Raw genomic sequence first — 24,804 nt, 5'->3', positions numbered from 1 at the left:
TTCGGTTTATTTGTTTTTCAACAATTCCTTCGCTTGCTTAACCCACTCGTCTGCTTCAATCTTATCGCGGGTAATTCCGTCGATTGCTGAAAGCTCTTCGCGGTCTGCCGCTTTAAGCTTACTGATCTGCTCCCAAGTATAGATGCCTACTTCGTTAAGTCTAGCTTCGTAGGCTGGGCCAATACCGTTGATTTGTTTTAAATCATCTGCCTCAGCTTTGGTTGCAGTACCAATGCTGTGGAGCACTTTATCGATGTTTATTTCGATTTGTGCGTCTTCAGCGCGGTGCTCTGCACGTGTCACCAAGTTTTCGCTTACTTCAACATCTTTTTTGGATTTTGGTTCGACTTTTTTGGTTTCAGCTTTTGCTTTTGGAGCGGCTGCTTTGGTTTCTTTTTTTGGAGCGGCTTTTTTAGCCTCTTCCTTTTTAGCAGGAGTAGCTCCTGAAGCTACAATGCTCTCGATTATGATTTCAGAAAGATACTGACGGTGTCCGTTTTTCTTACGGAAACCTTTTCTTCTTTTCTTTTTGAAAACTATAACCTTGTCACCTTTAAGGTGCTTTACGACTTTGGCTCCTATTTGAGCGCCGTTTATAGCCGGGGCGCCAATGGTTATGTTGTCTCCGTCACCAATAAGAAGTACATTGTCAAAAGACACTTTTTTTCCTTCTTCTACTGGCAAACGATTTACAAAAACCTTTTGGTCTTTCGCAACTTTTACTTGCTGCCCTGCTATCTCTACAATTGCGTACATAGCGAATCGTTTATAAAATTAGTTAAACAAAATGCTTCTACCGTCCGGTAAAAGCGGGTGCAAATATAATTTTTAAAAAGGAAACAACAAAGTATTTTTATTTAATCTTTTAAAAGCCAATTGTTCAGATATTCTATTGGTTTTAGTTTTGGTACCTCATTCTGCTTTGGGTAACGTTTTTTTAAAAGGTGTTTCGATTCCCGTCTTGGGTATTCCAGGAATTTTTGAGAAGTTGCATAAAAGCAAGTGTTAAAACTAAAGTGGTAGAAAAGCCCATTATTAAAATAGATAGTACGAGCATGAGGGTTCCCATATCGTATTCTAAGTTCCAAACATCCATAATGTTTTCGGCAAATTCGGCATCTATTTGATACATATAAACAGCCATAAAAATTGTAAAGAGTATAGAGGCTATTCCGCCAGAAAGCAAACCTACCTCAAATCCCTTTTCATAGTGAAACTTGCTTTTTCGGGAGGTGTATTTTTTTAGGGCCATGTATATTCCAAAACCAAAAATTAGCCCATTCAATGAGCTCAATACTGGGTATTGGTGAAGGCCAAATAATTTTAAAATAAGAAAATATGCAATAAGAACTATCGCAATCCATACGCCGTAACGGGAATATACTTTAAACATAATTATGGGTTTTACAGTCAAAAGTTACAAAAACTTGCTGAACCTTTTACAAATGGATTGTTAACTTTTTTTCCAAGAGAGCTGAAACGGTTTTATTTCCAAGTGATTGTCTCCATCAACTTCCGAATATCCTCGCGCAGGTAAACCACTGCAGGATATATGGAATCGAAATTTGGCTTGGCGTCAAAATAAAGGGCGCCGTTCAAAAAATGGTTAGTGCTATCGGTTGCGTAAAACTCAGCTTGGGTAGCGGCGTTTCCATTTATCATATAAAACATGCCATAAACCTTTTTGTCTGGATTTACATAGGGTTGCTCAGGTATGCTATTTGCTTTTATGGTATGGTCGTAAGCCAGTTTTTGGGCGTCTTGCAGCAAGGAGTCCAAATTGTTATTCCGAACGCCTTGATAGGTTATATACAGAGTGGCCTTCATTTCTGGGTAATAGATGTTTGTCCCACATTTTTTTTTGTTGAAAATTGTAGTGTTTTTATTTACTGAAAAAGAATAGGGACAGTCAGTATTCAAAGTACGGTATTCAGGTTTTGGGTAATCCAGGCGCAGCATAGCTGAAGGCTTCACCAAAACATCGTCCTCACAGGAAGCAAAGATGAAAAAGTTGGAAATTAAAAGGAAAATGTAACTATTTATTTTCAATGGAAAGTTTTATTTGTTTGATGCGTTTGCCTTCAAACGCTTCAATGGTAAACGCATAATGGTGGAAAGATATTACTTCGTTTTTTTTTGGAAATCCTTTTGAAATTTCCAAGAGGAAACCGGCAAGTGTTTCGGCCTCTCCCTTTTCCTCTTCAAAAATCTCGGGATCCTCTGGTTTTATCACTTTATAAAAATCTTTCAACGGGGTTTTCCCTTCAAAAACGAACGTATTGTCATCTAACTTTGAAAAAATCAAATCTTCATCGTCAAACTCGTCGCTTATTTCTCCCACAATTTCTTCGATAATATCTTCCAAAGAAATTAACCCGCTGGTGCCTCCATATTCATCCACAACAATGGCAAGGTGCATCTTCATTTGCTTGAATTCATTGAGCAAATCGTCCAGTTTTTTGTTTTCGGGAACAAAATACGCTTCACGTTTAAGTGTTTTCCAGTCCAATATTTTACGGTCTGTATAAGGTATCAAGTCCTTCACATATAGAATACCCGTAATGTTGTCCATACTATCTTTGTAAACAGGGATGCGCGAATAGCCGTGCTGGATAATTTCGGGCAGAATTTCCTTAAAAGGCTGCTCCTCGTTCAGGGCAAAAATATCCATCCGGTTTTTCATCACCTGTTTGGTGTCGGTATTTCCGAAGGTCACAATTCCTTGCAAAATTTTCTGCTCCTCAAAAGTGGTATCTTGGTTGGAAAGTTCGAGCGCTTGCGATAAATGATCTACACTGATGTTCGATTTCTGTTTTCCGTAGCGGTCGTGAAGATAAATAGTAGCGGAGCGCATCGGTAAACTAATTGGCGAGAGTAAAGTGTCTAAAACGTTCAGCGGTTGTGCCATAAATACTGCAAACGAGATTCGGTTACGGTTGGCGTATATCTTCGGAAGGATTTCACCAAAAAGCAAAATAAAGAACGTTACCACACCCACTTCCAGAATAAAGCGAACGTCAATTCCGTAAAAATTTGATTCAATTCCCGAAAACAGATCATCGCTCAGGGAATCAAAAAGTAGCACGATGGCGATATTTATAAAATTGTTGGCGACCAAAATAGTGGCCAGCAATTTCTTTGGCCGTGCGAGCAAGCGCTGGACAATGCCCAGTTTTTTTGCAATTGTTTTTTCTTCGTTGGTTTCAAAATCAGAGGAAGTTAAAGAAAAGAAAGCCACCTCGGCACCAGAAATAAGGGCCGAACAGGCTAAAAGAACAACCAGCATTACGCCACTTGTTATTTGGGCAACATCCAAAACATTAAAAAAGAAAAGTAAACCAGGGGGCTCCGTGTCCAAGGTATTGGTTTTAGTTAAACATTAAAAAGGAAGATCATCCTCTTCTTCAGAAACTGAAGTATTGTTTTGGGGCGCTGACGATGACTGTGGCTTTTGGGAAGCTTGTCCTGTGATGCCGCTGCCCGTGTTATTGCTCTCGCCCTTAGGTGTCAAGAACGTAAAATCGGTACAATGAATCTCGGTGCTGTATCTATCCATTCCTTTGTCATCTTGCCATTTACGGGTTTTTAGGCGGCCCTCAATATAGACCATATCGCCTTTTTTTAAATATTTTTCACAGATTTCGGCAGCCTTGTTCCGAACCACGATGTTGTGCCACTCTGTATTTGTTACACGTTCGTTTGTCGTTTTGTTTGTATATGTTTCATTGGTAGCAAGGGGGAAACGGCCCAAGCTGTTTCCGCCTTCAAAATAATGCATTTTCACATCATCGCCGGTATGCCCAATCAACATTACTTTGTTCAATGTTGCACTCATAATTGTAACTTTTCAATTTATGCAAAGGTAAATTTTGCGTTTTAAATATAATCAATTTTTAAGTTTTTATATGAACTGATTTTTCGCATAATAAAAAGGGCAAAATCAATAATTTTCAAAAAACTCTGAAACAAAATTTTCTATCAAAACAGGGACTGCATAATTTTTTACGTCAGATATTGGGATTGTGCTTTCACTTGCTTCCGAAGTTTCAACAATCCAAAAGCGCGTATATAAATGTTGGTGCGAAAGTTTGTGGACAACTGGTTTTTCATTAAAAAGGGAAATATTTTCAATATTCAGCTTTTTTGAAAAATCTTGAAACTGTGGAAGTTTTTTTAAAACGGCAAGGGTGATTTCTTCCGAAGTTTCAATCAAAGGAAATTCATACAGCTTGTGCCATATTCCTTTTCCGAGACGTTGCTGCAGCATGGTACGTTCGTTTTCCGAAAGGATTACCAAATAGTTGAAATATCTTTTTTTCACCGGTTTTCCCTTTATTTTCACCGGAAGCTCCGCCACTTTTTTTTGCTGAAAAGCTATGCAACTGTCATTAAAAATACAGTTGGGGCAATCGGGGTTTTGTGGTACACAGTACCGCGCGCCAAATTCCATAATCGCTTGGTTGTATATGCCGGGCTGGGTGGTGTCTATCAATTGTTGCGCAAGCTTTTTAAATTCCTTTTGCCCTGGGCCTATATTAATAGGAGTGGAAATTCCAAAAACCCGGGATAGCACACGATATACATTTCCATCCACAACCGCTTCGGGTTGGTTAAATGAAATGCTGGCGATTGCACTGGCGGTATAATCGCCCACGCCTTTTAATTTTAATAAATCCTGGTAGTTGTTTGGGAATACACCGTTAAATTCTTCCGAAATCCATTTTGCGGTTGCATGCAGATTGCGTGCTCTCGAATAGTAGCCCAGTCCTTGCCAGTTTTTCAGTACTTCCTCTTCGGTTGCAGTCGCTAAATCTTCCACTTTTGGATAGGCTTCAATAAACTTTAAATAGTAGGGCAAACCCTGCAAAACACGTGTCTGCTGCAGCATAATTTCAGAAAGCCATATGTGGTACGGATTTGCGGTATTCCGCCATGGCAAGTCACGTTTGTTGTGTAAATACCACGTAATGAGTTTGTTGGAAAAATCAAGCTTTATTTTTGGCATTGGGTAAAATTAATCTATATCCCATTAAATTTTAAAGGATTAAGGTTTGAATTATTGATTTTAAAATATGTATATTTGCGGTCTCTAAAAAAAATCTAGTAAAAGAATAATTAATTAAAATTTATAAGTAATGACGAAAGCAGATATCGTAGCAAAGATTTCAGAAAAGCTAGGAATGGAAAAGAATGAAGTACAAGCTACAGTTGAGACCTTTATGGAAGAAGTGAAAAATTCTTTGGAAGGTGGAGACAATGTGTATTTAAGAGGTTTTGGAAGCTTTATTATTAAAACAAGAGCTGAGAAAACAGGAAGAAACATCTCAAAAAACACAACGATTAAAATACCAGCTCACAATATTCCGGCCTTTAAACCTGCAAAAGTTTTTGTTGAAGGTGTAAAGACCAACGTGGACGTAAAATAATTCTAACCCGTTCCGCTTTTGGAACATTAAAAAAGACTTTAGTATGCCAAGTGGTAAAAAAAGAAAAAGACATAAGGTAGCGACTCACAAGCGCAAGAAAAGACGTCGCGCTAACCGCCACAAAAAGAAAAAGTAGTTTCTAAACTACTTTTTCTGTTTTAAAAGTGTTTTGGAAATTTTGCTTTTTTGGCGCTATTTCCGAATAAAACAAACGAAAAATCGTTCTTTGAAAATGAGATTGCAACAGCCGGCTTTTGGTTTGGGTGCAGTTTCGCCGGATTTTTATATGAAATCTGTGAAAAATATTGTTTAATTAGTCCCGAATTGAATTCGGGACAACAAAATTAATGTAACGTGAACTACGAATTATTTATTAGGTCCGGTTCACAAGAAGTTGATTTTGCCCTATTAAAGGATGGAAAGCTTATAGAGCTCCACAAAGAGGAAGAGGACAACAATTTTACCGTTGGCGACATATTTCTTGCCAAAATACGTAAAACAGTCCCGGGCCTAAACGCCGCCTTTGTAAATGTGGGCTACGAGAAAGATGGTTTTTTACACTATCACGATCTCGGGCCAAAAGTGCTTTCGCAATTGAAATTTGTGAAAAGCGTAAGCTCAGGTAAGTTAAAGGATTACACCTTAAATAATTTTCCATTCGAAAAAGAGATTGATAAGAATGGCAACTTAAATGATGCCCTAAAAAGCAATCAATCCATCTTGGTTCAAATTGTAAAAGAACCCATTTCCACAAAAGGTCCACGTATAAGCTCCGAGCTTTCCATAGCCGGAAGATATATTGTTTTGGTTCCGTTTTCAGACCGCGTTTCTGTTTCACAAAAAATAGAAAGCAACGAAGAAAAAGACAGGTTAAAACGCTTGATTACAAGTATAAAACCTAAAGGATTTGGCGTAATTATACGCACCGTAGCCGAGGGCAAAAAAGTAGCAGAACTGGACAAAGATTTACAGAACCTTATGGACCGCTGGACGGCGATGTGTAAGAAGCTACAAGGGGCGCACCACCCTTCAAAAGTGCTGAGCGAGCTAAACAGGGGCGCATCCATCATCCGCGATATGTTTAACGATTCATTCTCTGCAATACATATTGACGATGAAACCCTTTACTTGCAAATAAAAGATTATGTGCAGGAAATTGCACCGAAAAAAGACAATATCGTAAAGTTTTATGACAGCAATGTTCCGATGTTTGAAAAATTCGGAATTGAACGGCAGATTAAAACTTCCTTCGGAAAAACAGTATCAGGTAGCAAAGGCGCTTACCTAGTTATAGAACACACCGAAGCAATGCACGTAATAGACGTGAACAGCGGTAACCGAAGCAACAAGCAAAAAACACAGGAAGGCACCGCGCTGGAAGTGAATATGATTGCAGCCACTGAAGTGGCAAGACAGCTAAGGTTGCGCGATATGGGAGGAATTATTGTGGTGGATTTTATCGATTTGGCAAACGCCAATCACCGCAAGCAGCTTTACAACCACCTTCGCGAAGAAATGAAGGATGACAGGGCAAAGCACAAAATTCTTCCACCCAGCAAATTCGGGTTGATACAGATAACCCGCCAACGAGTTAGGCCAGAGATGAACATAAAAACTCGCGAAGAAGACCCCAGTTATGGAGGCGACGGCGAGATTGAAGCACCTATCATCGTTATAAATAGAATTAACGAAGAGGTAAAACGCCTTTTCAAAAAAGACTATAAAAAGATAACGCTCAATACGCATCCTTTTATAGCGGCCTTTTTAACCAAAGGTTTCCCGAGTGTGCGTACCAAATGGTTTTTAGAGCACAAAAAATGGGTAAAAATCCAACCTCGAGATGCATATACGTATCTCGAATATCACTTTCACGATAAAGATGGTGAATTGATAAAATAACCAAAACCCCTTTTGAAGACTTACTTCGGAAGGGGTTTTTTTGTTAGTTTTACTTCCAGTTTGAACACACACAAAACATACACCGTTGAGGAAGCTACCAAGCGAATGGAACGCTATTGTACCTATCAGGAACGTTGCCATAAAGAAGTGAATCAAAAACTGTATGAAATGCGGATGATTCCGGAAGCTGTAGACCAAATAATTGATCATTTATTACGAAACAATTTTTTAAATGAAACGCGCTTTGCACAAGCTTTTGCACGGGGAAAATTTAGAACCAAAAAGTGGGGAAGAAATAGGATCGTGAATGAATTAAAGCGGCGCGAAATATCAAAATACAACATTCAGATTGCCCTAAGGGAAATACCGGATTCAGAATATTACAAAATTTTTGAAGCTTTGGCAGAAAAGCGGTTGCAACAGTTGAATGCGGAAAAAAATCTTCAGAAAAAGCGAAAAAAGCTGGCCGATTATCTTTTTTATCGCGGGTGGGAACCGGAGTTGGTGTACGGAAAAGTGGGAGAGATTTCCAAATAGATTTTTAAATATTAAACGAAGCCCCAATATTCACCGAAACCTGATTATGAAGCTTTTCCGCAGGACTTAACGCATCGGTATTGTATTTTGAAATGGGAACACTTACTTCAGTAAAAATCCCAAAGCCACTAGTAAAGAAATACCGTGCGCCCAAATGGCCGCCGAAGTTTTTGAGACTTGCGTAAAGTCCGGGATAGACATCAAAGTTTTCATCTACATTTATCACGCTACCAAGGTTTGCATTGAAGCGAGCCCGAAAATCAAAGCGATCCTCAAATTTTGCAAACGGCTCTTCTTCGCCATCTGCATTTGTAATTTTATCAATTCCCAAAAGATAGGAAGAGGCCACGCCGAGCGAAATATTTTCGCCTACACCAAAATCAAGGCTTCCCATAATGCCGGTGCCGTTATTTTGAAAATTGGCACCAATCTGAAATTTAACGTCTCCCTGACCCGAATATGCTTGTGAAAAAGTTAGCTGAAAACAAAGAAGCGCAAAAACTGTTACGAAGACTTTCATTTTTGAAAAATTAAAGGAAAGATACTGAATTCTTAAGAAATCAAAGCGCTTTATGGGTTCGAAGAATTGCCTGTTTATTCTTCCAATCGATCCATTTTTGGCCTTTCAGTTTTCGCATCAATTGATCGAAATAGCGCATAAAGGCTATGTTATAAACAGCTTTAGCCAAGTTCTTTGGATTTCTCGGAATGGCGCGTAAGCTCATTGAAAAACCAGGAGTCATGTAACGCATATAGTGCCAATAACCTTCGGGCATATACAGCACGTTTCCATGTTCCAAGTTGGCAATATAACCTTCCGCTTTTTTCAACGCCGGCCATTTTTCATAATCTGGATTATGAAAGTCAATATCTTCTCGAGTAATCAATGAATGCGGAATTTTGTAGAGGTAATCGTTCTGTTTTTGGTCAAAAAGGATCACTTCTTTTTTTCCTTCGAAGTGGAAATGAAAAATGTTTGCCAAATCGATATCGTAATGCATAAACGTGTATGAATCCTTTCCGCCGAAGAAAAGCATGGGCAGGCCTTTCATAAGTTTCAGCCCAAAATCCGGATACTCAAAATCTTTTTGAAGCTGCGGAACCTCCTTTAAAATATTCCAAAGAAAGATACGGTACTTCGTGGGCTCGGTTTTAAGCAATTCCACATAATCACGCATTCTCATTTTGGCGTGGGGTTCATTAAACCCGTCTTTGTGGCTCACCGGGCGGTTGTCGTAAAGTGGAACCGTTTTATCGCCGGCCACATTGGCCATATAATCTAGATTCCATTTTGAAAATGCAGGCCAGTCCTCAATAAACCTTTCAATTACAACGGGTTTTTGAGGCTTAAAGTAATTTTTTAGAAAATCTTCTTTGGTAATGGTTTTTACCCTATCTATTTGCTGTAGTTGCATAATTTTCCTGAACTGGCAAATTTACAAATCTCAGGGAATTGTTTGGGTCAATGTTAATATAACTTTAAGGGTTTAAAGAAAACAAAAAAATCCCAAACTCCTATTTATGGAATTTGGGATTTTATATTATTTGGAATTTTCAGCTGATTAGTCAGCCAAAACCATCACACGATTGTTGTTACATTCGACAGTGCCGCCAGAAATTTGCAGTACCCATTTGCCGTCTTCCTGCGTAAATTTCTTTTGAAAACCTTCCGCAATGGTTGGATTTCCTTTAAATTTCACTTTTCCTTCCTGCAAAACGGAAACAATAGGAGCGTGGTTGTTCAGCATTTGGAATTCTCCTTCCACACCGGGAACGGTGATGCTCTCAACTTCTCCGGCCACTAAGGACGCTTCTGGGGTTACTATTTCTAAGTACATATTTTTAGTATTGAGTATTGAGAAATTAGTATTGAGTAAAAGTCTAAATACTCAATACTAACTTCTAATTACTATTTTAAGCTTCAGCAAGCATTTTCTCACCTGCGGCAATTGCTTCCTCGATGGTTCCTTTAAGGTTGAAGGCTGCTTCCGGAAGATGATCCAATTCGCCATCCATAATCATATTGAAACCTTTGATTGTTTCTTTAATATCAACCAAAACTCCAGGAATACCGGTAAACTGCTCAGCAACGTGGAAAGGTTGTGAAAGGAAACGCTGAACACGACGTGCACGACCTACGGCCAATTTATCGTCTTCGGAAAGTTCTTCCATACCAAGAATGGCAATAATATCCTGTAATTCCTTATAGCGCTGTAAAAGCTCTTTTACTCTTTGGGCACAAGCATAATGTTCTTTACCAAGGATTGATTCTGTAAGAATACGTGAAGTAGAATCCAAAGGATCCACCGCTGGATAAATACCAAGCTCAGCAATTTTTCGTGAAAGTACGGTTGTAGCATCCAAGTGGGCAAAGGTTGTTGCCGGTGCTGGATCCGTAAGGTCATCCGCAGGTACGTAAACCGCCTGTACTGAGGTAATGGAACCTCTTTTTGTTGAAGTAATACGCTCCTGCATCGCACCCATCTCTGTTGCCAAAGTTGGTTGGTAACCCACCGCTGAAGGCATACGCCCAAGAAGTGCAGAAACCTCAGAACCTGCTTGTGTAAAACGGAAAATGTTATCTACGAAGAAAAGTACGTCTTTTCCTTGTCCTTCGCCAGCTCCGTCACGGAAGTACTCAGCAATGGTAAGACCTGAAAGCGCCACACGCGCACGTGCTCCAGGTGGCTCGTTCATCTGTCCGAAAACGAAAGTAGCTTTGGATTCCTTCATTGCTTTTTTGTCAACTTTTGAAAGATCCCATCCGCCATTTTCCATGGAATGCATAAAGTCGTCGCCGTATTTTATAATACCAGACTCAAGCATTTCGCGAAGCAAATCGTTCCCTTCACGAGTACGTTCACCTACACCAGCGAATACAGAAAGACCACCGTGGCCTTTAGCGATATTGTTAATCAACTCCTGAATAAGTACCGTTTTACCCACACCAGCACCACCAAAAAGACCAATTTTACCTCCTTTTGCGTAAGGCTCAATAAGGTCAATTACCTTAATACCGGTGAAAAGAACTTCGGTAGAAGTTGAAAGATCCTCAAATTTTGGAGCCTCACGGTGAATTGGAAGCCCATTTTCGCCCGCTTTGGGCAGATTTCCGATACCATCGATGGCATCACCGATTACGTTGAAAAGTCGGCCATAAACATCATCGCCTATTGGCATTTGGATTGGCGCTCCGGTTGCAACTGCAGCTACGCCGCGGCTAAGACCATCAGTTGAATCCATTGATATGGTGCGGACCATGTTTTCACCAATGTGCGATTGAACTTCAAGAACCAAAAGGTTTCCGTTGTTGTTTACCTCCAAAGAGTCGTATATTTTTGGAAGTTCCGAGCCGCTATCAAACGCAACGTCAACTACCGGGCCAATAATCTGTGCAACTTTTCCTGTACTTTGTGACATGAGTAACTGTTTATTTTATAGTTATCTAAGGGTGAAAATACCACCCCTGTTTTGAACGGTGCAAAGATAGTTTTTTCTGAATGAAATTTGCAATGGAAATCTTTAAAAAATTTGATGTTATTATGGAAAAGCAATAACAACTTATATATCCCCTTAACTCTTATTAATTAAAGCTTTTCACATAAACCTCTAACTTCTTTCCCGAAAAGTGTAATAATTTTTTTCTGAAGCAAATCATCTTTGGAAATGCTGCGCCCGTCAATTTCAACAACGGGCGTAAGTTCGCCCATAGTTCCCGTTGCGAAAACGCCATCGGCATTGTAGAATTGTGAAAGGGTGATGTCTGCTTCAATGATTTCAATGTTGTGCTTTTTGCACATTTCAATCACGGAATTTCGAGTGATTCCGGGCAAGCAAGCGTGACCAAAAGGGGTAAACACCTTTCCGTTTTTCACCATAAAAAGATTGCTTCCATTCAGTTCTGCAATAAAACCGCGATCGTCAAGCATTAAACCGGCATCTTTTCCAGCGACGTTTGCCTGTATTTTCGCGATAATATTATTGAGCAAATTGTTGTGGTGTATTTTACTGTCCAAAAACTGCGGAGAGTTTCGACGCTGGCTCGTGCTGATTACTTTTATGCCGTGATCATTATCGTACACCAACGGTTTCCATTCTGCCAAAACAATGAGGCAGGAGCCATTTTGGTTTAACCTTGGGTCCATGCCGCTGGTTATTTTTTCCCCACGCGTCAAAGTCAAACGGATGTGTGTGTCGTCATTCATTCCATTTGCCTCGAGCGTTTCTTTTATAGCTTTTTTGACGAATTCTTTCGAAGGAATGTCTGCAAACATTAATGTTTTGGCAGATTCCTGTAAGCGGGTTAAGTGTTTGTCCAAGCAAACCACACCTTCGGGATACACGCGCAACCCTTCCCAAACGGCATCGCCGCCCTGTACTGAGCTGTCAAAAACCGAAACTTTTGCTTCGCTTCGCGGATATAGTTTGTCTTTTATAAATACTTGAATGTTGTCGTTCTTGGGGTTGGATTTTTGAAGCATTATTTTAGTTATGAGTTATGAGTTATGAGTTATGGAGTTTCTATATTAAAACTTCAATTACTTAAAATATTATTTTTCAAAGTTTCGTAGTAAGGCAACGCTTCTTTCAGCAAAGGTGCCAAATGTTTTGGACAAGGTTGTGAACTGCTTTTTTGCACGGCAAATCCTTCGGAATTGTGAACGTTTCCGTACCAATGTTTTGCCCAAATGCCATCTTCCGGAATCCCGCCTTTTTCCCAACTTAGCATTTTTTCCGAAAATGGAATGTTTAGCAAATCACATAGTTTTTTGAGATAGGCTTCGGGATTTTTCAAAAGCTCGTCGCTATCGATTACGATTGGGGTTTTTCCGTTTTTCTTCAGAAATAAAAAAAGTTCCGAAGCTTTTTTGATGCCGATATCTTTCAAAGTTGGCGAGTGGATTACTTTGGAAAAAGAGGCAATCAATTTTTTTGGATGACGAATTAAAATCACATTTTTCCAATTCAAAATAAATTTAGGCGAATCGGTCAAATAGTGGTGCGCCATTCCTTTTACGAAAACGTTTTTCTGGTTTGAAAGTAAATTGATGTTTTCAACTATTCTTTCTTCACTCAATTCCATGGTATGAAGAATTTCCTTTTGCGCGGGATGTTCGTTTTCCAACAAAGCGTTTTTCAGATAAAATCCATAAAAAGGTTCGTCCAAAACCGTCATATCTTCACGTTGCGCAAAAGAATACATAAGCGCCGTGGAAAGATTTCGTGGTCCCGAAATGAGATTAATTACTTTCATAGTTTAAATTTAAACTACTGAAAAGAATTTTGTAACAATTTGCTCAAAAGATTTACCAATAAGATAGGAAATGGCAATTAAAATTTGGGCACTAACCGAAGAAGTATAATCAGGCCATTACATTAAATTTGGGAAAATGAAAAAAATTATTATAATAAACGCCCTTATCTGGGCAGCACTCTTAATTGGTACGACTCTATTATTCAAAGGCCATGCCAATGTGGAATATTCTTTTTTTGGGATTTTACTTGCTTATTCAATTGTACAAGGACTTCTTGTAAATTTCGCAAAGCGGAATAAAGAAAATTGTTTAAATTAAAATTTATTCCACTGTTACAGATTTTGCCAAGTTGCGGGGCTGGTCCACATTTCTGCCAAGCATTACGGCAATGTGGTAAGAAAGTAATTGCAGCGGAATGGTAGTAACCAAGGGCGACAATGCTTCTGGTGTGTGGGGCACTTCCATTACATAGTCTGCCAGTTCTCTAACCGCAGTATCTCCCTTGGAAACGACCGCAATAATTTTACCTTTTCGAGCCTTAATTTCTTGGATATTACTTACTACTTTATCGTAATGGTCGCTTTTTATAGCAATAACCACTACGGGCATTTGCTCGTCAATCAAAGCGATTGGACCGTGTTTCATTTCGGCGGCGGGATAGCCTTCGGCGTGTATGTATGAAATTTCTTTTAGTTTCAGAGCGCCTTCCAAAGCTACCGGAAAGTTGTACCCTCTTCCTAAATAAAGGAAATTGCGGGCATCTTTAAATACTGCAGAAATCTCTTCAATTTTGCCGTCAGTCTTTAAAGCTTCTTCTACATGGTTTGGGATAAGTTCCAGCTCGCGTAAATAGAGCATAAAATCGCTTTGGCTAATAGTACCTTTGGCTTTGGCCAAACGCAGCGCGATCATCGCTAAAACTGTAATTTGTGTGGTAAATGCTTTCGTGGAAGCTACGCCAATTTCTGGGCCGGCATGGGTATAGGTACCGCTGTGTGTTTCCCTTGAAATGGTAGATCCCACAACATTGCAAACGCCATAAACAAACGCGCCTTTTGATTTTGCAAGCTTTATTGCTGCAAGTGTATCTGCGGTTTCACCACTTTGTGAAATGGCGATAACTACATCTTTCTCTGAAATAACAGGATTTCTGTAACGGAATTCGGAGGCGTATTCAACTTCTACGGGAATGCGCACCAAATCCTCAAAAATATATTCGGCCACCAAACCGGCATGCCACGAAGTTCCACAGGCTACAATAATAATGCGGTCTGCGTTGATGAATTTTTCAATATAGTCCTCAAGTCCGCCAAGTTTTACGATGCCTTTTTCTGCCAGTAAGCGTCCGCGGTAGGTGTCTTTTATTACCGAAGGCTGTTCGTATATTTCCTTCAGCATAAAATGGTCGTAGCCTCCTTTTTCAATTTGTTCAAGATTCATTTGAAGCTCTTGAACGTAGGGTGCAACTAATTTATCGTCCTTTATTTTTCTGACTTTTACATCGCGGCCAAGACGGATGATAGCCATTTCCTCATCTTCAAGATAGATGGCGTTGTTAGTGAATTCAATAAATGGGGAAGCATCACTGGCCACAAAAAATTCGTCTTCGCCAATACCAATGGCCAAGGGGCTGCCCAGTTTAGCAACTACAATTTCGTCGGGTTTTTTTCTGTCAAAAAGTGCAATTGCGTAGGCGCCTACAACTTGATTTAATGCAATCTGTACAGCTTTTCCAAGTTTTACATTTTCGTTTTTTTGGATATCCTCAATAAGGTTTACCAAAACTTCGGTATCAGTATCTGAAGTGAAGGTATAGCCTCTTTTTTTTAATTCCTTTTTTAAGGAATCATAGTTTTCGATAATTCCATTGTGGATTATAACCAGATCACCGCTATTGGAATAATGTGGGTGGCTGTTTACATCATTTGGAACCCCGTGTGTGGCCCAACGGGTATGGCCAATACCGAGGTTGCCTTTGCGTGAAATTTCATTTTCGGCTTTTTCCTCTAAACTGGCTACCTTTCCTTTTGTCTTACAAAGTTGAATATCGGTTCCATCAAAAAGCGCGATTCCTGCACTGTCATAGCCTCTGTATTCTAAACGTTTCAATCCATTTAGTATGATGGGATATGCCTCTCTTTTGCCTATATAGCCTACAATTCCACACATAAGCGGGTTTTAATTTGGTTCAGTATAATAAATCTGGAGTTTTAACCTTTTTTCTTGGTTTTGGGTCGCATTTCCATACAGGATAGTTCCCTCGGGGGAAACTACACTACTGGTAGGAACTTGTTCAATATTGGGCTCCATCGGGTTTTGAAGTTTAGATGTAGTTCTAGTAAGTACATTTTGTGAAACTACAATGCCCAACGGTACATTGGTGCTGTCTTTATTAATAAGATTGCTAATGTGATTGGTGATTTTCATTTTATAATATTGGCCATTGCCATCACTGCCTCGTTGTAATTTTCCGTAATGGATGTTCAATGCATCTATAGGTTCCAGTCCATTGGTAGTGTCAAAATTATAATCTGCCAGCACATTACTGTTTTTTAGGTCATAAATTACAATTCTTTCAGGTTCTGTAGCACCGCCAACCATTAAATCTTGGTTGACATAGAAGATTAGATTTGCCTCATTGATAAGCCATTTTTTGTCCCTAAGGGTTTGTAGCTCGTCAGCCACGCCATCGTTGTCAGCATCTTTTCCAAAAAGTTCCACAATAGAAATAATACCATCGCCCCCGCGCAAATAGAGGTTTTCATTACCGGTTTGTATGTTAGGATTTTCAACGGCATTTTGAATTTGAGAGGGCAGTTCGTTTTCAAAGGTGTTTACATTTATGCCGCTGAAATTCAGTCTGTAGGTTCCGTTTTCTCTTTCATCGGGCTCGTCTTCGTTGTCAAAGCTATAAAATATTGTAATATAGGCTTTTGAGGGGTCAAAAATGAATAGACTGCCGTTGTTTGATACTGAGCTTGCCTTAAAATAAAGGCCTCTTACAAAATTTTTAAAATTGTTGCTGTTTCGAAGCTCTGGTGTTCCTTCCATATCAATAACTTTTTCTTGGAAGAATTCAATTGGTAGCTTAACCCGAAGCCCGGGGGGTAATTCTATTTCCTCGTCGGTGTCTTCATAAAGAATATATCCATTCTTGGTGGGGATAAAATTTTCAACCACCGTAAGCTCTGGATCCAAATATTGCTCAAAGGTTTCGCCTTCGGTGGTATAATAGTTTTGGAATTCTTCAAAACCTGAATTGGGATCGTATTCTCTTAAAAAATAATTTGACGGAGAGATAGTAATATTTATGGGTGAAGTTCCATAAATTGAATCCAATTCATATGTGGTTACACTATCTACGGTAGTGGCTGTACTGAAATAAGGGAGATACACAAAAACACTGTCTACTTCGGCATTGTCGCCAAACATAGGATCGTTTTCTGATAAGGTTAATTGTGATAAGAGGCTAACGGTAGATTTTCCAAAAACGGGATCGTTATAAACGCCCAATTGATAGGCAGGCAATCTGTTGCTTTGTACGGGCCCAAGTTTTCGACTGTATGCTATTACAGTTTGGGAATCGTCTAAAATACCATTTGGTGTTTCTGTTCCCAACACTTCAGAGCCTAAAGTAGAAATATCCTTCTCACAAGAGGAGGATACAATTATTATAAAGAAAATAGCACCTGTAATGGGCAACAAATTTTTAATTTTCATTTGTTCTATAAATTGTTTTGGTGAAATATTGAGTCAACATTTCAGTAAAATTGTTGGAGTATCTATTTTAAAACTTTCGAGCTGTAAAAATCTAAATATGCTTGGGAAAAATTTTCCATATTGTGATATTTTAACACTGGTTTATCAAGAGTGTTAATAAAATCCTCAAGCTCTTTTGGGATTTCCTCAGAACCAATAATAACTGCGTCTGAATTCTTAACTGCAATCTTCATAAGATTTACATAGTTGGGTTCTTCAAGCTCAGTTATGGCTTCGTCATCTATGGCATCAAACCTTACTTTATCTATCGTGTTTTTTGCTAACGTTCCATCGAAGCTTTGATTGTAAACAGAGGTAACTATTTTGCTGTTTTCAAAAAGGGGCTCGTTACCGTAATAATTTCGCAGATACAATGGAAGAAATGAAGCCAACCAGCCGTGGACATGAATAATATCTGGCGCCCAATTTAATTTCTTAACTGTTTCAATTACTCCTTTTGCGAAGAAAATGGCACGTTCGTCATTGTCTTTGTAAAAATTTCCCTCTTCATCAGCATAGGTTGCCTTACGCTTAAAATAATCTTCATTATCAATAAAATAAACTTGAATACGCTCTTTGGGTATAGATGCCACTTTAATAATTAGAGGCATATCCAGATCGTTGATTACTAAGTTCATTCCCGAAAGACGGATCACTTCGTGCAGTTGGTGTCTTCTTTCGTTAATGTTGCCATAGCGGGGCATAAAGATTCTTATCTGTCCGCCATTGTTGTTAATCATGCGTGGAGCTTCAAACGACATTGAAGAAATCTCGGTCTCAGGAAGGTAGGGTATTACTTCGGAAGACACATACAAGACTCTTTTATCTTTCATCTATTGGGTATTTAGGAATTATTTGCAATTTGCCCCAATGTCTCGAGGCGCTTAAAAACACGCAAAATTACGAAAATTTATGTAGATTGTCTTTAATATATTAATTTTGCCCGCTCTTAACCCAATTTTTATGGTAATACATACCCAAAAAGAAACCTTGGTACAAGCCTTGTCTTCCGTAGCAAAAAGTGACAAAATAGGTTTTGTGCCAACAATGGGTGCATTGCATGAAGGGCATATATCGTTGGTAAAGAATGCTTTAGAGGATAATGATGTGGTGGTAGTGAGCATTTTTGTAAACCCAACACAATTTAACAACAGTGCAGATCTAGAAAAATATCCGCGCACTCCCGATGATGATATTTTACTATTAAAAAAATTAAAAGGAAATGTGATTGGTTACTTGCCAGAAGTTTCAGACCTATATGATGCTTCGGTATATGCGAAAAAGTACAATTTTGGAAACCTCGAAAATGAAATGGAGGGAAAACACCGAAAAGGACATTTTGATGGAGTGGGAACCATTGTAAGCAAGCTTTTAAAAATCGTGAAACCAAATACAGCCTACTTTGGCGAAAAGGATTTTCAACAATTGCAGATTGTGAAAAAATTGGTGGATATTGAAAAAATTCCTGTAAAAATTGTGGGGTGTCCCATTTTAAGAGAAAAAAACGGGCTTGCAATGAGTTCACGTAACAAACGACTTACTGCAAAACAATTTGAAGAAGCAGCACTCATTTATAAAACATTACAAGAAGTCCGGGAAAAATTCAGTTCCAAATCCATTAATGAATTGAACGCTCTGGTTGCGGAACGGTTTTTGCGAAATCCCCATTTGAAATTGGAATATTTCGAAATAGCAAACGAAAAAACACTCAAAACCGCAAAGCGAAAAAACAAAGACACGAAGTACAGAGCTTTTATTGCAGCATTTGCGGACGAAGTCCGGCTCATCGACAATATACCTTTAAATTAATATCTTTGCACCATGCAAATACACGTAGTAAAATCTAAAATCCATAGGGTAAAAGTTACCGGCGCCGATCTAAATTATATTGGCAGCATCACTATTGACGAGGATTTAATGGACGCAGCCAACATTATTGAAGGCGAAAAAGTCCAAATAGTAAACAACAATAATGGCGAACGCCTTGAAACATATGCCATTCCTGGCCCTAGAAATAGTGGTGAAATCACTTTAAACGGTGCTGCCGCTAGACGCGTAGCCCCTGGTGATGTGCTTATCCTCATTACCTATGCATTAATGGAAGTGGAAGAGGCAAAAGCTTTTAAACCTGCCTTGGTTTTTCCAGACGAGGAAACAAACTTACTCCGCTAAATTGGGCCGCTCCCTTTCAAAATTTTTGCAGATCGCAATTCCCCTTGGGCTGGGAGTCTTCTTGATTTGGTATATTTATCAATCTTTCACCCCCCAACAACTTGCAGAAACAAAGAAATATTTTGCCGATGCAAATTATTATTTTGTGCTGCTTTCGGTTGTATTCAGTGTATTGAGCCATATTTCCCGCTCGTATCGTTGGAGTTTTATGTTGGAACCGTTAGGATATAAAACCAAGTTGGCCAATAATTTTATGGCAATTTCCGTGGCTTACCTGATGAATATCTTTATTCCGAAAAGCGGCGAAGTTTCCAGGGGCATTATTTTGGACAAATACGAAGGCGTTCCTTTTCAAAAAGGTTTTGGAACCATTATTTCTGAAAGAGTTGTAGACCTTCTTTTTCTATTGATTTTTACTGTTTTGGCCCTAATCATAAAATTTGATGCCTTGTACGGTTATATGTCGGAAAATGTTCCCGTATCTATCTTTTACGTTATCATTTTGGGCATTGTCTTTCTTGCAATATGTGTCCCGCTTTACATTAAATTTTCAAAATCCAATATTAACAAAAAATTGAAAAACTTTGTAATTGGTCTAAAAGAAGGTGTTTTCAGTATTTTGAAAATGCGCAAGAAAGGGGCTTTCATTTTTCATACCTTTATCATTTGGGGGCTTTATTTATTATCTTTTTATACTGCGCTCCATGCGTTGCCAGATACTGCAAATATTACATTTGGCACCATAATCATCACTTTTGTGGTAGGCAGTTTTACATTTGCGTTTACAAATAGTGGTTTCGGAACGTATCCTGCAGCGGTTGCAGGTATTTTAACTGTTTTCGGAATTGCAAAAACTGTTGGCGTTGCCTTTGGCTGGATTGTTTGGATTTCAAACATTGCGTCCATTCTTTTTTTCGGCGTGCTTTCGCTGATTTTACTTCCTATTTATAACAGAAAGCGACTCAAGCTCTAAGTTTCTGGCTATTTTTTTATTTCGCAAAACAACAAATTCAAAAATTGTTATCTTTCCGAAGTTTTAAAAAAAAAATCTAACCAATGAAAAAATTCCTGCTTTTCGCCTTTTGCATTTTATTGAACCTGAATTGTTTTTCCCAAATTATTTACGAAGAGTTTGATTCGGCCAAACTTGGCGAATCTCGAAGGTTGAAAATTCAACTTCCAAGAAATTACGACAGCAATATTGATAAAAAATACCCTATAGTTTTGGTGCTGGACGCCGATTATCTTTTTGAGCCAGTTGCCGGAAACGTAGATTATTTCAGTTATTGGGAAGATATGCCAGAGTCCATAGTAGTGGGCGTTATGCAGGGCGATTCTCGTTATGATGATTGTTCTTACGACGAAAACACATTTATGCCGGGTGACAAAGGCGCAAAATTTTTTGAATTCATCGGGTTGGAATTGATACCGTATATTGATCAAAAATACCGGACTGCAAAATTCATTATTGGTGTGGGGCATGATTTCACAGCCAACTTTTTAAATTATTATCTTTTTAAGGATCCGCCACTTTTAAATGGATATATAAATCTAAGCCCAGATTTGGCGCCGATGATGGAAGAGCGCCTTATTGAACGTATTCCTGCAATACCGGGAAGAATATTTTATTATTTGGCAACGGGAACCGATGATATTAAAGGCTTGATGGAGTCTACCCAAGATCTCAACAATCAGTTAACTGGTTTGAAAAGCAAATCATTCAATTATTATTATGATAATTTTGATGGAGCGACCCACTATTCTTTGGGTGGTCGTGGCATTCCAAATGCTTTGGAAAAAATATTTTCGGTTTATAGGCCCATCAGCAAAAAGGAATTCACTGAAGTTTTATTGAAATTGGATACGCCAATTAGCCAGTATTTGCTTGACAAATATAAAGTGATAGAGGATCTTTTTGGCATTACCAATAACATTCGCGTCAATGATTTTATCGCTACGGCCACTGCTGCCGAAAAACGAAACCAATGGGAGTCTTTACGAGAGATTGCAACCTTGGCAAAAAGGCAATACCCGGATACGGTATTGGGCGATTATTATTTGGGGCGCTATTACGAAGAAACCGGCGAACCCAAAAAAGCAATGAAAATTTTTCAAGGGGCCTACGATAAAGAAGAGGTAGATTTTATAACCATTGATAAATTACTGGACAGGGCAGACAAGATAAAAGCTGATTTTGGCTATTAAATCTAAAGCTCTTTAATAACATTTTTATGCAAATATGCCCAATTGGTCAAGGCATTGGTGGTGATATTTTCAATTTCTAGCTTCATGATTATGTTGCTCCGGTGTTTTTCTACCGTGCGTACGGAAATAAAAAGCTTTTCGGCAATTTCGCTGCTGCTCAATTGTTCTGCTACTAACTTTAAAATCGTTTTTTCAGAAGAAGTTAAGTGCTTTATTTTTTTTAATTCTTCGGAAACACTTGCAAGCGAAGAAGGGGCGAATGAACGACTGAAGCAAACATCACCGTTTAAAACACATTGAATGCAGTCTTCAATTTCAGAAAATGAGTCTTCTTTCAAAAGATATCCATTTATTTGAAGTGCTTTGGCCTGAGATATATATTCGTTGTCTTTGTGAAAGGAGAGAATAATAAACTTCGTGTCTACACCTTTCTGTTTTGACATTTTTATAACTTCAAAACCTGTTAAAAGAGGCATGTCAATATCAAGTAAGGCAATGGTTGGGTTGTGGGTTAATATAAGTTCCAGTGCCTGCATGCCATTGGCCGCTTGGCCCAAAACAGTGTAGTTATTTGCTTGTAACTCATCATGCAATCCTTTTAAAATCATAGGATGATCATCTGCAATAACAACAGAAATCTTACTCTTTTCATGCATTTATATTGGGATAATTAGCGTTATGGTTGTTCCTTTATTGATTTGACTTTTTATATCAATTTTTGAGTGTAAAATTTTTGCACGTTCCATTAAGGTTTTCATTCCGAGGCTCGTACTGGTTTTTACTTTTTCGGAAATTTCAAATCCTTTTCCATTATCTACAATAACGGCTTCAATGCTATGGTCCTTTTTTTCAATGGTAACTGAAGCGGCTTTTGCTTCAGCATGTTTTACCATATTGTTTAAAATTTCTTGTATAATCCTATACAAATGTAATGATGCTTCTCTACTTAAAAAAGCATCGATATCATCAATTTCATGGGTAAAGAAAATATTTGTATTAGAATCCACTTCATCCACCATATTTCGAATGGCAGCTGTGGGGCCCAAGCGTTCCAGTGTTGCAGGATGGAGACCTCTCGAAATTGCACGCAGTTCTTCCAAGGTATTAGTCGCTAAAAACTCCATTTCTTGGTTGCCGTTTGATTTGGTTTTTTTAGAGAGCAGCATCAATTTTTGTCCAACGCTGTCGTGAAGCTCACGTGCAACACGCGTACGTTCTTCTTCTTGGGCTTTGATGAGATTGTGGGTATAAGCTTCGTTTCTTTTTTGTTCTGCTTTGTTTTTGAAATAGTAAAATAAAAAAACACTTAATGATGAAATAGATAATAAAGAAACCCAAAAAAACCATGTCTTCCAAAACGGAACAGTTATCACAAATGCATATTGAAAAGGTTCATTTTGCCATACACCATCACCATTATCGGCAATAAATTCAAAAGTATAATCACCCGGGGGAAGGTAAGAAAAGACTGCTATAGGGTTTTTGGTAGGTTGCGACCATTCATTTCCATCCCGAAGTCCTTTCATTCTGTATTTATAATGAACGTTTTCTGGGTTTGTAAACGTTATAGCTTCCATTAAAAAACTTAAATAGTTTTTTTGATGGGGGAGAACAATGCCTTTGTTGGTTCTGTAAAGGCTATCCTCCAAGGGTTCTGAAAACAAAAGAATTTCCGAAAGATTTAGTTTTGGAGGCTGCGTATTGGCAAGGTATGCTTTTTCATTAAAGGCAAGCATTCCGCTGAGGGAAGTGGCCAAAATGGTTTTGTCCGCCGTAATAAAAAGTGAATTGAAATCGATATCGTTTTCCAAAAAATGGGAGACAGTGGTATATTTTTTTGCCACAACACTATCTTTTTTCAATAAAAATTCTAGATCAACTTTTAACAACATATCTCTGCCAGCCAGCCATAAATTGTTGCCATCAACCTTCAATGCCCTAAATTGTTTCAAGTAGGCAAAGCGGCCCATGTCAAACGTCTGAATTTTAAAACGCTCGTTCTGCAGTGTTATGTGGTACAATTTTTTTTCGTTTCCCGCCAGTACTTCATTTGAATTGATGACATCCAAGCTCCTAAAGTCATTGTGCAAATTGGGGTGAAGTCCTGGAATGGTGTCTGTTTTTCTATCGTTCATTTGGAACAGACCTGCTATTTTGCAAAGAATATAACGATCAGCGATAGGTACAATGGTTATGGCTCTTCGGGAATTTATATAATATGTGGAATCTTTTGCCAAAACTTTAATTTTATCGGTTCCAAAAAGGAAGGTTTTATTCTGGTCTTTAAACAATAGGTTGTAATCTCCCTCATCTATTAATGTAGGTCTATGGCTGCTCTTAGTGTGTTCAAAAACAGCTTTTTCGGTAGTATAAAGGAGGTTTCCCATGGGTGTAATAAAGAGGTTTTTTATGGCACCGCTTCTTGTTATGAGCCGAATGTTTTGAGATTCGTCTAAAGCAAACACCCCATCATTTGTGGCCATGAGCAATTCATTGTCCCATTCCGCGATATCATTTACTGATTTTGATGGCAAACCCTGTGTATCATCATAAATCTTGAAAGCGGTATCCCTGTAACGAATAATTCCCTCACCATAACTAGTCATCCAATGGTTGCCTTCGGTATCTTTAATAGCTCTGTAAATATATTTTGAGGGAAGGCCCTGGGCTTCATTTATGATTTTTAAATTACCTGTATGCTTATTGAATATTCCAAAGCCATTGCCTTCAAAACTTAAAAAAAGCTCATTTTCATTTTCTTCGAGAATTCCATAAATACGGTTTTTGTCAAAATCCTCTTGTTGGAATTTAAACTTCGTAAGCGTTCCTTTTGATATTTTGTAGAGTTCGCCATAAGCACCCACCCAGACATCTTTTTTGGCATCCACAAAAACCGAGTAGCAGATGTTGTTTATCCCGTCTTTTTCATTGTAAATATTTTCAATTTTTAGAGGGTTAAGGGTCATTTTGAAAATACCCGTTTGTGATGAACTTAGATATAAGGTATTGCTATCATACCAAGCTGCCTGCTGTAGTCCTGAGATTTGGTTTTCTTCAGTTCCTTTTAGCAAGTACTCCAGTTTTCCGTTTTTATAGGTCACTATACCTTTTACGAAAATGATATAAATTGTGCCATCGCTCCCTTCCAAAATATAGGTGGCACTTCCCAAAAAGTCAAAATCCACGCCTTGTGGGTTCGTGATTTTTCCGTTTTCAATAATACTTATGCCATTATCCAGCGTACCAACCCAAATACGCCCCTTGCTATCCTCAAAAATGCTGAAAACAATATTTGAAACCAGCCCGTCTTCTGTGGTGTAATTTTTGAAAGTTTTTCCGTTAAAACAGCTTATTCCGCCGGTAGTGCTTACCCAAATCCTGTTTTGGCTATCTTGCAATATGGCAAAGGTTTCGTTGTTTACGAGTCCTTCTTCTGTTTTATATTTTTTAAATTGATACCGTTGTGCGGTGGAAACCAACGAACAAAAACACAATAAAAAAAATGTGAGGAATAAGCGTTTCATTTACCGAAGGTTTGTAGCGTAAATATA

The 24,804-nt window shown here is 38.5% G+C and carries 25 protein-coding genes; 8 read left to right on the top strand and 17 right to left on the bottom strand.

Annotation, left to right across the window (positions count from 1 at the left end; genetic code table 11):
• Positions 1–6: 6 nt before the first annotated feature.
• The 6 genes from rplU to mutY form a co-directional block, all read right to left on the bottom strand.
• On the bottom strand, positions 7–756 hold the full coding sequence (rplU, locus tag JK629_RS03800; protein WP_202337303.1) for a 50S ribosomal protein L21: 750 nt from the start codon (positions 754–756) through the stop codon (positions 7–9).
• A 181-nt stretch (positions 757–937) separates the two neighbouring features.
• Positions 938–1,393 carry a DUF4199 domain-containing protein gene (locus JK629_RS03795; RefSeq protein ID WP_225626113.1) on the bottom strand — a complete coding sequence of 152 codons (456 nt, stop codon included), beginning with the start codon at positions 1,391–1,393 and terminating at the stop codon, positions 938–940.
• 92 nt (positions 1,394–1,485) lie between these two features.
• Positions 1,486–2,049: a gliding motility lipoprotein GldD gene (gene gldD / locus JK629_RS03790; protein WP_202337302.1), complete on the bottom strand. Its 564-nt coding sequence runs from the start codon at positions 2,047–2,049 to the stop codon at positions 1,486–1,488.
• A complete protein-coding gene (locus tag JK629_RS03785; RefSeq protein WP_202337301.1) occupies positions 2,036–3,358 on the bottom strand; it encodes a gliding motility-associated protein GldE in 1,323 nt (440 codons plus the stop codon). Before JK629_RS03785 ends, gldD begins: the two co-directional genes overlap by 14 nt.
• Before the next feature lie 21 nt (positions 3,359–3,379).
• A complete protein-coding gene (locus tag JK629_RS03780; RefSeq protein ID WP_202337300.1) occupies positions 3,380–3,835 on the bottom strand; it encodes a single-stranded DNA-binding protein in 456 nt (151 codons plus the stop codon).
• Between the two features lie 105 nt (positions 3,836–3,940).
• Positions 3,941–5,005 carry an A/G-specific adenine glycosylase gene (gene mutY / locus JK629_RS03775; RefSeq protein WP_202337299.1) on the bottom strand — a complete coding sequence of 355 codons (1,065 nt, stop codon included), beginning with the start codon at positions 5,003–5,005 and terminating at the stop codon, positions 3,941–3,943.
• A gap of 130 nt (positions 5,006–5,135) precedes the next feature.
• On the opposite strand from mutY, the gene JK629_RS03770 reads away from it, so the two are divergent.
• The 3 genes from JK629_RS03770 (at position 5,136) to JK629_RS15695 (ending at position 7,862) form a co-directional block, all read left to right on the top strand.
• Complete coding sequence (locus JK629_RS03770; RefSeq protein ID WP_014782104.1) at positions 5,136–5,426, top strand: HU family DNA-binding protein; 291 nt, start codon at positions 5,136–5,138, stop codon at positions 5,424–5,426.
• A gap of 354 nt (positions 5,427–5,780) precedes the next feature.
• Complete coding sequence (locus JK629_RS03765; RefSeq protein ID WP_202337298.1) at positions 5,781–7,325, top strand: Rne/Rng family ribonuclease; 1,545 nt, start codon at positions 5,781–5,783, stop codon at positions 7,323–7,325.
• 60 nt (positions 7,326–7,385) lie between these two features.
• Positions 7,386–7,862 (top strand): regulatory protein RecX, encoded by a 477-nt coding sequence (locus tag JK629_RS15695; protein WP_202337297.1) that lies wholly within the window; start codon positions 7,386–7,388, stop codon positions 7,860–7,862.
• 4 nt (positions 7,863–7,866) lie between these two features.
• Here the strand turns inward: JK629_RS15695 and JK629_RS03755 are convergent, their stop codons facing one another.
• From JK629_RS03755 to JK629_RS03730, 6 genes are all read right to left on the bottom strand, one after another.
• Positions 7,867–8,382, bottom strand: coding sequence for a DUF6646 family protein (locus JK629_RS03755; protein ID WP_202337296.1), 516 nt, complete (start codon positions 8,380–8,382; stop codon positions 7,867–7,869).
• A gap of 40 nt (positions 8,383–8,422) precedes the next feature.
• Complete coding sequence (locus JK629_RS03750) at positions 8,423–9,277, bottom strand: cupin-like domain-containing protein (protein WP_202337295.1); 855 nt, start codon at positions 9,275–9,277, stop codon at positions 8,423–8,425.
• Between the two features lie 147 nt (positions 9,278–9,424).
• Complete coding sequence (locus JK629_RS03745) at positions 9,425–9,700, bottom strand: FoF1 ATP synthase subunit delta/epsilon (RefSeq protein WP_068762573.1); 276 nt, start codon at positions 9,698–9,700, stop codon at positions 9,425–9,427.
• 76 nt (positions 9,701–9,776) lie between these two features.
• The gene (atpD, locus tag JK629_RS03740) at positions 9,777–11,282 is read right to left on the bottom strand and encodes a F0F1 ATP synthase subunit beta (protein WP_202337294.1); all 1,506 of its coding nucleotides are present in this window, start codon (positions 11,280–11,282) and stop codon (positions 9,777–9,779) included.
• A gap of 167 nt (positions 11,283–11,449) precedes the next feature.
• Entirely contained in the window at positions 11,450–12,343 is an 894-nt protein-coding gene (locus tag JK629_RS03735) for an aminotransferase class IV (protein WP_202337293.1), read from the bottom strand.
• A 53-nt stretch (positions 12,344–12,396) separates the two neighbouring features.
• Entirely contained in the window at positions 12,397–13,116 is a 720-nt protein-coding gene (locus JK629_RS03730) for a sulfotransferase-like domain-containing protein (protein ID WP_202337292.1), read from the bottom strand.
• 136 nt (positions 13,117–13,252) lie between these two features.
• Here JK629_RS03730 and JK629_RS03725 point away from each other — a divergent pair, with 136 nt between their 5' ends.
• Positions 13,253–13,435, top strand: a complete 183-nt coding sequence (locus JK629_RS03725) for a hypothetical protein (RefSeq protein WP_202337291.1) — start codon at positions 13,253–13,255, stop codon at positions 13,433–13,435.
• A gap of 3 nt (positions 13,436–13,438) precedes the next feature.
• On the opposite strand, the gene glmS is transcribed toward JK629_RS03725, so the two are convergent.
• The 3 genes from glmS to JK629_RS03710 form a co-directional block, all read right to left on the bottom strand.
• Positions 13,439–15,286, bottom strand: coding sequence for a glutamine--fructose-6-phosphate transaminase (isomerizing) (gene glmS / locus JK629_RS03720; RefSeq protein WP_202337290.1), 1,848 nt, complete (start codon positions 15,284–15,286; stop codon positions 13,439–13,441).
• A 9-nt stretch (positions 15,287–15,295) separates the two neighbouring features.
• Positions 15,296–16,837, bottom strand: coding sequence for a DUF4270 domain-containing protein (locus JK629_RS03715; protein WP_202337289.1), 1,542 nt, complete (start codon positions 16,835–16,837; stop codon positions 15,296–15,298).
• A gap of 62 nt (positions 16,838–16,899) precedes the next feature.
• Positions 16,900–17,709 carry a glycogen/starch synthase gene (locus tag JK629_RS03710; RefSeq protein ID WP_202337288.1) on the bottom strand — a complete coding sequence of 270 codons (810 nt, stop codon included), beginning with the start codon at positions 17,707–17,709 and terminating at the stop codon, positions 16,900–16,902.
• 130 nt (positions 17,710–17,839) lie between these two features.
• Between JK629_RS03710 and panC the strand changes: the two genes are divergently transcribed.
• The 4 genes from panC to JK629_RS03690 all read left to right on the top strand — a co-directional run bounded on the left by panC (position 17,840) and on the right by JK629_RS03690 (position 21,253).
• Positions 17,840–18,685 (top strand): pantoate--beta-alanine ligase, encoded by an 846-nt coding sequence (gene panC / locus JK629_RS03705; RefSeq protein ID WP_202337287.1) that lies wholly within the window; start codon positions 17,840–17,842, stop codon positions 18,683–18,685.
• A 12-nt stretch (positions 18,686–18,697) separates the two neighbouring features.
• Entirely contained in the window at positions 18,698–19,048 is a 351-nt protein-coding gene (panD, locus tag JK629_RS03700) for an aspartate 1-decarboxylase (protein WP_202337286.1), read from the top strand.
• A 25-nt stretch (positions 19,049–19,073) separates the two neighbouring features.
• Positions 19,074–20,021 carry a lysylphosphatidylglycerol synthase transmembrane domain-containing protein gene (locus JK629_RS03695; protein WP_202337285.1) on the top strand — a complete coding sequence of 316 codons (948 nt, stop codon included), beginning with the start codon at positions 19,074–19,076 and terminating at the stop codon, positions 20,019–20,021.
• An 83-nt stretch (positions 20,022–20,104) separates the two neighbouring features.
• On the top strand, positions 20,105–21,253 hold the full coding sequence (locus JK629_RS03690) for an alpha/beta hydrolase (RefSeq protein ID WP_202337284.1): 1,149 nt from the start codon (positions 20,105–20,107) through the stop codon (positions 21,251–21,253).
• Positions 21,254–21,255: 2 nt separating this feature from the next.
• Here the strand turns inward: JK629_RS03690 and JK629_RS03685 are convergent, their stop codons facing one another.
• Positions 21,256–21,909 carry a response regulator gene (locus JK629_RS03685; RefSeq protein ID WP_202337283.1) on the bottom strand — a complete coding sequence of 218 codons (654 nt, stop codon included), beginning with the start codon at positions 21,907–21,909 and terminating at the stop codon, positions 21,256–21,258.
• A complete protein-coding gene (locus JK629_RS03680; protein WP_202337282.1) occupies positions 21,910–24,777 on the bottom strand; it encodes a sensor histidine kinase in 2,868 nt (955 codons plus the stop codon). It abuts the gene before it with no gap.
• Between the last annotated feature and the right edge of the window lie 27 nt (positions 24,778–24,804).

Origin of the sequence: Aequorivita iocasae, from assembly GCF_016757735.1 — a bacterium.
GTDB classification, from domain to species: domain Bacteria; phylum Bacteroidota; class Bacteroidia; order Flavobacteriales; family Flavobacteriaceae; genus Aequorivita; species Aequorivita iocasae.
This window is presented reverse-complemented; position numbering and strand designations above follow the sequence as displayed.

Bases quoted from the DNA above. Each gene is read 5' to 3' on its own strand.
- mutY (WP_202337299.1), bottom strand. From the start codon at position 5,005: ATGCCAAAAATAAAGCTTGATTTTTCCAACAAACTCATTACGTGGTAT.
- glmS (WP_202337290.1), bottom strand. From the start codon at position 15,286: ATGTGTGGAATTGTAGGCTATATAGGCAAAAGAGAGGCATATCCCATC.
- JK629_RS03735 (WP_202337293.1), bottom strand. From the start codon at position 12,343: ATGCTTCAAAAATCCAACCCCAAGAACGACAACATTCAAGTATTTATA.
- JK629_RS03795 (WP_225626113.1), bottom strand. From the start codon at position 1,393: ATGTTTAAAGTATATTCCCGTTACGGCGTATGGATTGCGATAGTTCTT.
- rplU (WP_202337303.1), bottom strand. From the start codon at position 756: ATGTACGCAATTGTAGAGATAGCAGGGCAGCAAGTAAAAGTTGCGAAA.
- JK629_RS03770 (WP_014782104.1), top strand. From the start codon at position 5,136: ATGACGAAAGCAGATATCGTAGCAAAGATTTCAGAAAAGCTAGGAATG.
- JK629_RS03685 (WP_202337283.1), bottom strand. From the start codon at position 21,909: ATGCATGAAAAGAGTAAGATTTCTGTTGTTATTGCAGATGATCATCCT.
- JK629_RS03710 (WP_202337288.1), bottom strand. From the start codon at position 17,709: ATGAAAGATAAAAGAGTCTTGTATGTGTCTTCCGAAGTAATACCCTAC.
- JK629_RS03725 (WP_202337291.1), top strand. From the start codon at position 13,253: ATGAAAAAAATTATTATAATAAACGCCCTTATCTGGGCAGCACTCTTA.
- JK629_RS03680 (WP_202337282.1), bottom strand. From the start codon at position 24,777: ATGAAACGCTTATTCCTCACATTTTTTTTATTGTGTTTTTGTTCGTTG.
- JK629_RS03750 (WP_202337295.1), bottom strand. From the start codon at position 9,277: ATGCAACTACAGCAAATAGATAGGGTAAAAACCATTACCAAAGAAGAT.
- JK629_RS03730 (WP_202337292.1), bottom strand. From the start codon at position 13,116: ATGAAAGTAATTAATCTCATTTCGGGACCACGAAATCTTTCCACGGCG.
- JK629_RS03690 (WP_202337284.1), top strand. From the start codon at position 20,105: ATGAAAAAATTCCTGCTTTTCGCCTTTTGCATTTTATTGAACCTGAAT.
- atpD (WP_202337294.1), bottom strand. From the start codon at position 11,282: ATGTCACAAAGTACAGGAAAAGTTGCACAGATTATTGGCCCGGTAGTT.
- JK629_RS03745 (WP_068762573.1), bottom strand. From the start codon at position 9,700: ATGTACTTAGAAATAGTAACCCCAGAAGCGTCCTTAGTGGCCGGAGAA.
- JK629_RS03715 (WP_202337289.1), bottom strand. From the start codon at position 16,837: ATGAAAATTAAAAATTTGTTGCCCATTACAGGTGCTATTTTCTTTATA.
- panD (WP_202337286.1), top strand. From the start codon at position 18,698: ATGCAAATACACGTAGTAAAATCTAAAATCCATAGGGTAAAAGTTACC.
- JK629_RS03755 (WP_202337296.1), bottom strand. From the start codon at position 8,382: ATGAAAGTCTTCGTAACAGTTTTTGCGCTTCTTTGTTTTCAGCTAACT.
- JK629_RS03780 (WP_202337300.1), bottom strand. From the start codon at position 3,835: ATGAGTGCAACATTGAACAAAGTAATGTTGATTGGGCATACCGGCGAT.
- panC (WP_202337287.1), top strand. From the start codon at position 17,840: ATGGTAATACATACCCAAAAAGAAACCTTGGTACAAGCCTTGTCTTCC.